Raw genomic sequence first — 7589 nt, 5'->3', positions numbered from 1 at the left:
GGCGGAAATCAACAAGACTTTTGACTTGTCGCCAAGCTGGTACATCGAAGCGCTCAAGTACATCAAGTCCAACCACGGTTTGTCTGGTGATGCGGCTGTCGAGGCTAATTCTTACTTGGATTATGCGATTAACTCCTTGAGCTAGTCTCGTCTCCATCACCCGAAGTTATCTGCAACTGCCGAGCGATGTCGTTGGCAATGGTAAATAACTTCGGGGTATTTTTTTGGCAATTTTTTGGTGAGTTGTCGCGGTAAAATTGAGAGAGTGAGGAAAGTTTTGGACTCAGCCGCACTCGCGAAGAACGATCGATCCGCCCACTGGCTCGATGTTGGGTTTTGACTGCTACCCATACAAACAAAACAATGATGACAGATCCTGACTCACTCAAAATCTTACTTAGTGCGATCGCCGAGGCAGATTCAGCGGCTAAGATGGTCGAAGCTGTCGAAAATTTAGCGCGGGCACGCTTAGCAGCAGCGATTCCAAATCTCATCACCGTATTGGGTTACAACAATCCTGGGGCAGCAGTAGCAGCGGTAGAAGGGCTGATCGCGATCGGTAAACCAGCGGTAAAACCGTTGCTGGAGTTATTGGATGGTTATAATTATGGAGCTAGAGCGTGGGGACTCAGAGCATTAGCTGGTATTGGCGACCCGCAAGGATTGGAGCTATTACTGGATGCCGCTAGCAATGACTTCGCATTGAGCGTCAGACGAGCGGCGGCTCGCGGCTTGGGGACGATTCATTGGGATGAGTTGCCGAGCGAACAGCTTGCATCAGCACAGACGCGAGTTATCGAAGTACTTATAACTGTCTCGCAAGACCATGAGTGGGTAGTCAGATATGCCGCAATTACTGGATTGCAAGAACTCGCGATCGCTAGTATTATCGCTGCTCCAGAGGTCGTCCGGCAAATCTTGGCACATTTCGATCGATTGGTAGATACCGACGACAATCTCGCCGTCATCGCTCGCATTTGGTTAGCACAAAAAGAGATTCAATCCGCTATTAACGATATATTGACTCAACAACCGATGCTACCAGAGATTGCCATTGACTGGCAAGCCACTCTAGCCAAGCTCTACGCTCGCAAACGTCAAGAGCAACCCCATCCCGAAGGCGACCCATATAAGTTCCGAGCGGTAGCCGCCGCGATTGTCAGAGGCGATTAATTTCCTGCGAAAGTCAGGCTTTGGTTTAGGCTTTGGGCTTTAGGCTTTGGGCTTTAGCGACGCGCGCTTTTCACCCATAACCTCTTACCCTTTACCCTTTACCCTTTACCTTTTACCATCCACCCGATCGATCCATCGGGTACACTAGAATAGGACTGCTACTGTATTAGGAGTAATTATGATTCAGCGTCGCGCACAAGCCCACTTTGACTCGATCCAGATCGCTTATCGAGCCGAAGAACTAATCGGTGCAGCTTCTAACCGTTACAAAATTACCGTTCAAGTAGCCAATCGAGCAAAAAAACGCCATCGCTACGAATCGGATAATATCGACGATCCGACAATCAAACCCGTGATGCGGGCGATTATCGAAATGTCCGACGAGCTAACTCAACCAGAAATTCTGGGCGACTAGATCGATGAGTAGAGGCAATTGACGAATTGCCTCACTTAATTACCTATGCAGAAAATTCTCAAATCTGGTACTGGGTGGCGAATTGGTTGGAATCCCGCAGGTAAATATCAGGGATTGGTAGGTGGCGATGATTGGGCATTTGAACTGACGGCTGAGGAGCTAGCGGATTTTTGTCGGTTGCTTGGGCAATTGGTAGCTAATGTCCGATCGATCGCCGCAGAATTAATGGATGAAGAAAGTATCGCTTGTGAAGTTGAGAGCGAACTAGTCTGGATGCAGGTAGCAGGCGCACCAGATCGGTATAGCTTGCGGCTGATTTTGAATAGTGGGCGCAGTTGCGAGGGCAATTGGGCGGCGGATGCGGTGGCGGAGTTGATTATAGCAATTGACAGTGTAAAGTTTTTCTGATATGAATGCTTCAGTAACCTACAGTTAGGATCTGAATTGTGTCAGAAATTAATGGGGTGATGATGCAATACTTCCATTGGTATTTACCAGCTAAAGGTAGCCTCTGGAATCAATTATCGCTGAATGCCCAAGAGCTAGCGAAAGCGGGGTTTACGGCTCTATGGTTGCCGCCTGCCTATAAAGGCAGTAATGGTAGTAATGATGTCGGTTATGCTGTCTACGATTTATTCGATCTGGGCGAGTTCGACCAAAAAGGCTCGATACCGACTAAATATGGCACCAAGGATGAGTATCTACAAGCGATCGAGTCCGCTCATAAGGTAGGCATCCAAATCTATGGCGATATCGTCTTAAATCACCGTCTAGGTGCCGATGCGGTGGAAGAATTTGCAGCGACTCCCCTCGATCCTAATCATCGCTTTCAACCGATCGATTCCTTACAACAAATTGAAGGCTGGACGCATTTTACCTTTCCCGGACGCCAGGGTAAATATTCCACGATGGAATGGCATTGGTGGCATTTTGATGCGATCGATTACAACGTGCATAATCAGCAGCAAAAAGCTGTTTATCTAATTAAAGATAAGACATTCGATCGCAATGTCGATATTGAAAAAGGCAACTTTGATTATCTGATGGGTTGCGATCTGGATATGGATAGTCCTGAAGTATTGGGCGAGCTAAAATACTGGGGCGAGTGGTATCTCGATACCACTAAAATCGATGGTTTACGGCTGGATGCTGTCAAACATATCGAACCTAAGTTTTTTTATGACTGGCTAAAAAACCTGAATAGCTACACCAAAAAAGATCTATTTACAGTTGGTGAATATTGGTCTTATGAACTCGATGCACTCAACTATTTTATAGCTGAAACCGAAGGAAAGATTCATCTAGTTGATGCGCCACTACACAACAATTTTTATAATGCTGGCGTGCGCGGACAGGGCTACGATCTGCGGCAAATATTCGATGGATCGCTAGTTCAGCATCAACCCACACTCGCAGTTACCTTCGTCGAAAATCACGATTCACAACCGCTGCAATCGTTAGAATCGGTAGTTGAAGCTTGGTTTAAGCCCCTTGCTTATGCCCTAATTTTACTGCGCGAAGCTGGTTATCCCTGCGTATTTTATGGCGATTATTATGGTGCGAGTTATCGCGACAAAGGTAGAGATGGCCATGACTATGACATTGTATTACCATCCCATCAAAAAATACTCGATCTACTCCTCCAGGCTCGCCGCGACTATGCTTATGGTATCCAGCACGACTATTTCGACCATCCCAATACGGTAGGCTGGACGCGGCTGGGCGATCCAGCACATCCCCACAGTATGGCGGTAATCATGGGTAATGGTGACGCCGGGACAAAATGGATGGATGTGGGGAAGCCTAGTACCACCTATGTCGATCTAACCCAACATATTACTACGGCAATTACCACTAATGCCGATGGCTGGGGCGAGTTTTGCTGCAATGGTGGATCTGTATCTGTCTGGGTACCAGCCTAGCTAAAGCTTTGCACATCTGGACATAGAGACTCAACTTCCAGCAGATCGGGTTTTGCTTAATCAAGTATTAAAGAAAGATTAACCAATTGTTAACCTAACTATAATCAATATGGTGGTAGGGTTGCGCTAAGATGCTTCTGACGTCAAAAAGTTAGCAATATCAGTGATAAATATTGCTAAGATTTATGATTTTGACAGCAATGTGTCCTCAGCAAACTTGACAACTACACTTCATGTTATTCAATAATTTTGGTCGGCTCACTACTATCGCCACAGTATCGGTAGTCGTTTTGGGTACTCAATTAGCAGCACTAGCTCAAGTAACCCTCAGCGGTGCTGGTGCAACTTTCCCCCAGCCTCTATATGAGAGATATATCCGGGAAATGCGCAAATCTCACCCAGATATAAAGGTTAACTATCAAAGTATCGGTAGTGGTGGTGGCGTCAAGCAGACGATCTCTGGAACAGTAGATTTCGGTGCTAGTGATGCAGCGATGACCGATGCAGAAATGGCAAAAGTCAAAGGTGGCGTGTTATTAATCCCGACGGCTGGTGGTGCGGTATCTGTTGCTTATAACCTACCTGGTGTTAAGGGTCTCAAGCTTTCTAATGCAGTTTTGAGTGGCATTTTTACAGGTAAAATTACTACCTGGAACGATCCTCAAATCGTCAAAGATAACAAGAGTGCTACATTACCTAGCAGTGCAATTAAACCTATTGTCAGAGCTGATGGTAGCGGTACTGCCTTCATTTTCACCAATCACATGAGTGCGGTTAGCCCAGAATTCAAATCCGCAGTTGGAGCCAGTAAAGAGCCAAAATGGTCATCTGGCTTCTTGAAAGGTAAAGGTAATCCTGGTGTAGCAAGTTTGATCAAGCAAACTCCCGGGGGGATTGGTTTTGTGGAATATGAATTCGCACTCAAAAACGGACTCAGCTCTGCATCAGTCCAAAATGGTAGCAAACAATATGTAGCTCCAAACCTAAAATCTGCCAATCTAGCTCTAGCTGATGTCCAGTTTCCAGCAAACTTCCGGGCATTTGATGTCAATTCCAAGCAAGGTTATCCGATTGTAGGCTTGACTTGGTTGTTAATTCCCAAAGCTCAAAAAAGTCCTGCTAAGGCTGCTGCAATTAAAACAATGGTCAAGTGGATGCTCACCAGCGGTCAGCAGTTTAATGACGATCTCAACTTCACTTCGATTCCTAGCGGTGTTGCCCAGCGGGCGATCGAAGCTGTTGAAACTGGCGTGAAATAACCTAAATCAAATCATGCCTCCTCACAATTTGTCTATATCTACGCCTACCGAAAGTAACTTAGGTAGGCGCGATCTTCACCCCAAAATCGATCGAGCCGATCGATTATTTCGCTATCTAATGTATGCAGCTAGCGGGGTTTCGGTTGCCATCCTGTTATTGATGGGCTGGGTTATTACGGAGCAAGCTATGCCTGCTCTGAAACAGTTTGGACTCGGATTTTTGGTGAGTCGGGAATGGAATGTACCAGATTTACAGTTTGGTGCTTTACCACTGATTTATGGCACGCTTGGTAGCGGCTTGATTTCCTTGCTGTTTGCCATCCCGGTAGGCTTGGCGGTAGCGATTGTTACCAGTGAGGAATTATTACCCCATTGGTTGCGATCGATTATCGCCTTCACCATCGAGTTACTCGCAGCAATACCTAGCGTTATTTTTGGATTGTGGGGATTCTACACATTTATACCCCTAATTCTGCCTGTACAACAGTTCCTGTTCGCTAAATTTGGCACCGTGGTACCTCTATTTAGTACAGAGCCATCAGGCTCTGGACTGTTGACAGCCGGAATATTGCTCGGCATTATGATTTTACCGACCCTCGCTGCGGTAAGTCGGGAAGTGTTATTGGTAGTGCCCGGTTATCTGAGAACTGGCTCAATGGCTTTAGGCGCTACTCGTTGGGAAACGATCTTTCGCGTAGTGCTACCAAAGGCTTTTTCAGGAATCGTTGGTGGGGTGATGTTAGCGTTGGGGCGCGCACTCGGTGAAACGATGGCGGTAACAATGGTAATTGGTAATGCCGAAAACATTAGTCCTTCGGTATTTTCTCCTGCTTACTCGATTCCGGCGATCTTAGCCAATACATTCGCAGAAGCACAAGAAGAAGTCCACATTGGCGCACTTACTTATCTAGTGCTGATCTTGTTTACAATTACGCTGCTGGTAAATATCGGTGCGCTCGCTTTAGTTCGATTAGTAGAGCGCCAAGAAAAATCATAATATGAAACAAGTAGCTGCTAAGATAACTACTCCTATATCCCCACTGCGGAATTTAGTCGATCGTGGGATGACCGCCTTAGCCATTGGATTAACGATCGTCGGCATGTTGCCGCTGATCTCAGTCTTATGGAATATCATCTCCAAAGGCTTGCCCGGTCTGACAGTTGTCATGTTTACCAAGCCAATTATCGATGATGGGTTTGCCAACGCCGTGGTCGGTACATTGACGATGGTCACGATCGGCTCTATGTTGAGTATTCCCATCGGAATTGCTACTGGTATCTATCTCGCAGAATACGAGCCAACGAGTAAAATCAATCGCACTGTTAAATTTTTAACCACCGTACTGACGGGAGTACCGTCGATCGTGGTAGGGATTTTTACATACAGCGCTGTTGTATTAGTTAGTAAAAAGTTGTTTGATTTTAGCTACAGTGCGATCGCGGGTGGTGTAAGCTTAGGCATTCTCATGCTACCAATTATTGCCCTAACAACCGAAGAAGTACTTAAGCTAGTCCCGAATAATTTTCGGATGGCTTCATCTGGATTGGGTGGCAGCAAGTTTCAAACCATTACCCGGATTGTTTTACCAAATGCTTTGCCAGCGATAACTACTGGCGTATTGCTAGCAGTTGCTCGTGGGATTGGGGAGACAGCCCCATTACTATTCACTGCGCTCTTTGCTCAAGATTGGGCAGATAATCTTTTTAGCCCAACGGCTTCACTACCGATATTAATTTTTAATTTATATAACGACCCAGATCCAGTTAAAAATCAGCTAGTTTGGACGGCATCTTTATTTTTACTTGGTGTAGTTTTAGTGATTAACTTACCCGCTCGATTACTGACGAGTAAAAGAAGATAATTTGTCCAGTAGTTAGCATTGACCTATTTATTAATTTTTATATAAACAATCATGCGTGAAATTCATCACTCTAGTCAAGAACTAGAGACTGCTATTCAAATTAACAATCTCAGTTTTTTTTATGGCTCCGTTAGAGCGCTAGAAAGTGTCAACATGAGCATTTTTCAAAATCATGTGACTGCGATTATCGGACCTTCAGGTTGTGGTAAATCTACTTTTATCAAAGCACTCAATCGAATTGGCGAACTCGAAGGTAAAGTCAAAACTGAGGGAGAAGTTAACTTGTACGGGCAAGATATTTATCACCCTCAAGTGAACCTCAATCAACTCAGAAGACAGGTGGGGATGGTCTTTCAAAAACCAAATCCGTTCCCAATGAGTATTTACAAGAACGTTTCTTATGGGGTCGAGATTGGTGGTGAAAAAGTTCAAAGAGCAGAACTCGACAACATTGTTGAATCTGCTTTGCAAGATGCCGCGCTGTGGAATGAAGTTAAAGATAAACTGCACAAATCGGCATTAGGCTTATCTGGCGGACAACAGCAAAGATTGTGTATCGCGCGTGCGCTAGCTGTCAAACCCAAGGTGTTATTAATGGACGAACCTTGTTCGGCACTAGATCCGATCGCCACGATGAAAATTGAAGATCTGATGCACAGTTTGCGTAACGATCTGACGATCGCGATCGTCACTCACAACATGCAGCAAGCCGCACGGATTTCTGATTATACCGCCTTCTTTAGCACCGATGAAAGTCGGATCGGGCGAATGGTCGAATTTGGTGAAACCAAGCAAATTTTCTCATTCCCAGTCGATAGCCGGACTAATGATTACGTTTCCGGGCGCTTTGGTTAACTTAGACGTATGTAGTATGCGCGATCGAGGGTTAAGATAAGAGAAAGTCTTAGCTGTTTGAGGCTCGGTTGGAGTTGCGTATGTTATTAGGTCAGTGGTTGGG

At 45.5% G+C, this 7589-nt stretch carries 9 protein-coding genes and 1 pseudogene; 9 read left to right on the top strand and 1 reads right to left on the bottom strand.

Annotation, left to right across the window (positions count from 1 at the left end; genetic code table 11):
• Positions 1-145, top strand: a pseudogene (locus RMO52_RS14975) (phycocyanin subunit alpha); the annotation flags it as partial.
• Between the two features lie 11 nt (positions 146-156).
• Here the strand turns inward: RMO52_RS14975 and RMO52_RS14970 are convergent.
• The gene (locus RMO52_RS14970; RefSeq protein ID WP_310415660.1) at positions 157-351 is read right to left on the bottom strand and encodes a hypothetical protein; all 195 of its coding nucleotides are present in this window, start codon (positions 349-351) and stop codon (positions 157-159) included.
• A 12-nt stretch (positions 352-363) separates the two neighbouring features.
• On the opposite strand from RMO52_RS14970, the gene RMO52_RS14965 reads away from it, so the two are divergent.
• The 8 genes from RMO52_RS14965 (at position 364) to pstB (ending at position 7486) form a co-directional block, all read left to right on the top strand.
• Positions 364-1173, top strand: coding sequence for a HEAT repeat domain-containing protein (locus RMO52_RS14965; RefSeq protein ID WP_310415657.1), 810 nt, complete (start codon positions 364-366; stop codon positions 1171-1173).
• Positions 1174-1351: 178 nt separating this feature from the next.
• On the top strand, positions 1352-1588 hold the full coding sequence (locus RMO52_RS14960; protein ID WP_295613184.1) for a DNA-directed RNA polymerase subunit omega: 237 nt from the start codon (positions 1352-1354) through the stop codon (positions 1586-1588).
• 45 nt (positions 1589-1633) lie between these two features.
• Positions 1634-1996, top strand: coding sequence for a DUF1818 family protein (locus tag RMO52_RS14955; protein WP_309742136.1), 363 nt, complete (start codon positions 1634-1636; stop codon positions 1994-1996).
• 38 nt (positions 1997-2034) lie between these two features.
• Positions 2035-3510, top strand: coding sequence for an alpha-amylase (locus RMO52_RS14950; RefSeq protein WP_309742135.1), 1476 nt, complete (start codon positions 2035-2037; stop codon positions 3508-3510).
• Positions 3511-3743: 233 nt separating this feature from the next.
• Positions 3744-4769, top strand: a complete 1026-nt coding sequence (pstS, locus tag RMO52_RS14945; protein WP_310415654.1) for a phosphate ABC transporter substrate-binding protein PstS — start codon at positions 3744-3746, stop codon at positions 4767-4769.
• A gap of 13 nt (positions 4770-4782) precedes the next feature.
• Positions 4783-5766, top strand: a complete 984-nt coding sequence (gene pstC, locus RMO52_RS14940) for a phosphate ABC transporter permease subunit PstC (RefSeq protein WP_310415651.1) — start codon at positions 4783-4785, stop codon at positions 5764-5766.
• Between the two features lies 1 nt (position 5767).
• The gene (pstA, locus tag RMO52_RS14935) at positions 5768-6631 is read left to right on the top strand and encodes a phosphate ABC transporter permease PstA (protein ID WP_310415648.1); all 864 of its coding nucleotides are present in this window, start codon (positions 5768-5770) and stop codon (positions 6629-6631) included.
• A 51-nt stretch (positions 6632-6682) separates the two neighbouring features.
• A complete protein-coding gene (gene pstB, locus RMO52_RS14930) occupies positions 6683-7486 on the top strand; it encodes a phosphate ABC transporter ATP-binding protein PstB (RefSeq protein WP_309738813.1) in 804 nt (267 codons plus the stop codon).
• The last annotated feature ends 103 nt before the right edge of the window (positions 7487-7589 follow it).

The sequence above is a fragment of the Chamaesiphon sp. OTE_8_metabat_110 genome (assembly GCF_031382685.1).
In the GTDB taxonomy this organism is placed as follows: domain Bacteria; phylum Cyanobacteriota; class Cyanobacteriia; order Cyanobacteriales; family Chamaesiphonaceae; genus Chamaesiphon.
Note: the sequence above shows the minus strand (reverse complement) of the source record. Positions and strands in the feature narration are given on the sequence as shown.